Origin of the sequence: Mycobacterium scrofulaceum (genome assembly GCF_002086735.1) — a bacterium.
Lineage (GTDB): Bacteria > Actinomycetota > Actinomycetes > Mycobacteriales > Mycobacteriaceae > Mycobacterium > Mycobacterium scrofulaceum.
Map to the genome: position 1 here is coordinate 1 of NZ_MVIJ01000125.1, position 2,633 is coordinate 2,633.

General features: G+C 65.5%; 2 protein-coding genes. Both read left to right on the top strand.

Annotated elements, in window-relative coordinates; translation table 11 throughout:
• The first annotated feature begins 165 nt into the window (after positions 1 to 165).
• Positions 166 to 1,719, top strand: a complete 1,554-nt coding sequence (gene istA, locus BST44_RS29000) for an IS21 family transposase (protein WP_033711544.1) — start codon at positions 166 to 168, stop codon at positions 1,717 to 1,719.
• Complete coding sequence (locus BST44_RS29005) at positions 1,716 to 2,528, top strand: ATP-binding protein (RefSeq protein WP_033711543.1); 813 nt, start codon at positions 1,716 to 1,718, stop codon at positions 2,526 to 2,528. The genes istA and BST44_RS29005 overlap by 4 nt, the downstream gene beginning before the upstream one ends.
• Positions 2,529 to 2,633 lie beyond the last annotated feature (105 nt).

Consider the following 2,633-nt stretch of genomic DNA (forward strand, 5'->3'; position numbering starts at 1 on the left):
TGTCGGCTGCCAGGTGAAAGGGACCACTTCAGAGCTGGTTTTGCCATGAGCATGGGACCACCTGTTTGCCATTGATGGGACCACCTGACTGGCTGTTTTGCCAGTTATGGGACCACCCCGGCGTGGCGTGGGTTCTTCCGGTTGTTGGGCCGCTGTATTGGCCTGATGAGCTACCGGGAGGTATCGGTGATCGAGATCGTGGAAATGCTGCGGCTGTGGCTGCAGGGGTTGGGGTTGCGGGAGGTGGCCCGGCTCTCGGGCACCGATCGTAAAACGGTGCGACGCTACGTCGACCGGGCACGGGCCTGCGGGCTCGACCGTGACGGCGGAGACAGTCAGCTCACCGATGAGCTGCTCGCGGCGGTGATCGCCGAGGTTCGCCCGCACCGGCCGACTGGCAAGAGCCTTGCCTGGGAGACGATCGCCGCTGAGCATGAGCAGATCAAGGCGTGGCTCAAAGACGGGTTGACGTTGACCAAGATCCACACGCTGCTTGGCCGCCGGGGTGTGGTGGTGTCGTATCGGACGTTGCACCGTTACGCCACAACTGAATTGGGATTCGGGCGGCGCCAAGCCACGGTGCCGGTGGCCGACTGCGAACCCGGTGCGGAGGTGCAGGTCGACTTCGGCCGCCTCGGTCTGCTCATCGATGCTGGTGATGGGCGGCGCCGGGTGGTGCACGGGTTGATCTTCACCGCGGTGTATTCGCGGCACATGTTCGTCTGGCCCACCTACCGCCAGACCCTTAACGATGTGATCGCCGGGTTCGAAGCGGCGTGGGTGTTCTTCGGCGGGGTGTTCGCGGTGGTGATCCCCGACAACATGAAAGCCATCGTCACCACCGCACACGCGACCGAACCCCGGCTCAATGACGCGTTCCGGGAGTATGCCCAGGCCCGCGGGTTCGCTGTTGACCCGACGCGGGTCCGCAGCCCCAAAGATAAGCCGCGGGTAGAACGCATGGTGCAGTACGTGCGGTCGAATTTCTATGCCGGAGAACACTTCCGGGATCTCGGGGATTGCCGGGAACGGGCGCGGCTGTGGTGTGCGCAGACCGCCGGGTTGCGGATTCATGGCACCACCCGGCTGCGCCCGGCCGAGGTGTTCGCCGCCGAGGAACTCCCTGCGCTGGGACCGGTGCCTGAGGATGTGTTCGACATCCCGGTCTGGACCCATCCCAAGGTCGCCTCAGACCGGCATGTGCAGATCGCCAAAGCGCTCTACAGCGTGCCCGGCGAGTTGGTCGGCAAGCGGATCGAGGCCCGCACGGATGCGCACGCGGTGAAGCTGTACTGGCGTGGTGAGTTGATCAAGGTCCACCCCGTCATGGCCCCGGGCCGGCGGCACACCGACCCCGCTGATCTGCCCGCGCACGTGTCGGTCTATGCGATGCGCGACATCAATGCGCTGCAGCGCAAGGCTGCTGCCCACGGCACCCACGTCGGCACCTACGCCGCCGCCGTGTTGGAACACCCGCTGCCGTGGACCAAGATGCGCCAGGTCTATCGGCTGCTGGGGCTGGTGCGCCGCCACAGCGCCGCCGCCGTGGAGGACGCCTGCCGGCGTGCCTTGGATGCCGAAGTCATCGACGTCGGACTGATCGAGCGGATCGTGACCCGCGGCGGCGGTGAACAGATGCCCCTGATACCGAAACCACCCGGGGCGGCGTCCAGGTTCGTGCGGGATGGCTCCGACTTCTCGGTCCGCAGGCCCTCATGAGCCCGGCCCGCCCCGATGCCGTGCCGGCGGTCAAACCGATCGAGGTCTCCGGCGAGCTCAAAGCGTTGATGCGCCGCCTCAAACTCGGTCAGCTGCTCGACACCCTCCCGGAGCGGCTGGCGCTGGCCCGCACCAACCGGCTGCCGCACCACGACTTTTTGGAGCTGTTGTTCGCTGATGAGGTCACCCGCCGCGACCGCGAGTCCGCGACGCGGCGGGCCAAGGCTGCCCACCTCGATCCTGCGATGCAACTCCAAGCCTGGGACGACTCCACCGCCGTGGCGTTCGATCAGCAATTGTGGGCCGAGCTGATCTCGCTGCGGTTCCTCGCCGATGCCTACAACGTGCTCGTCATGGGCCCGGTCGGCGTGGGAAAGACGTTCCTGGCCAACGCCTTAGGCCACATCGCGGTACGACGGCTTCACAGCGTGCACACCGAACGGGCCGACAAACTGTTCAAACGCCTGCGTGGAGCACGCCTGGACGGCAGCTACGAAGACGAGATGCGCAAACTGCACCGCGTCGAGCTATTGATCATCGACGATCTGGCACTGCACCGCCTGGAAGCCACCGAGACTACCGACTTCTACGAGATCATCGTCGAACGCCACCGCAAGGCTTCGACGATCATCACCAGCAACCGCGAACCGCCCGAGATCCTGACCATGATGGCCGATCCTCTGCTGGCTCAATCCGCGATGGACCGCCTGCAATCAGCGGCCTACGAACTCGTCGTCGAAGGCCAGTCCTACCGGCAACGCCAAAAGCCCCGACCGGAAAAGCCGGCCCCTCCGACTCCGTCGGATTGACCGGCAACCACCCCATCGGTCACCATCAACGCACGGCCTACAACCGGAACAACCCGGTCCCATGCTCATGGCAAACCAGAGGTCCCATCACCCTGGCAGGCGACA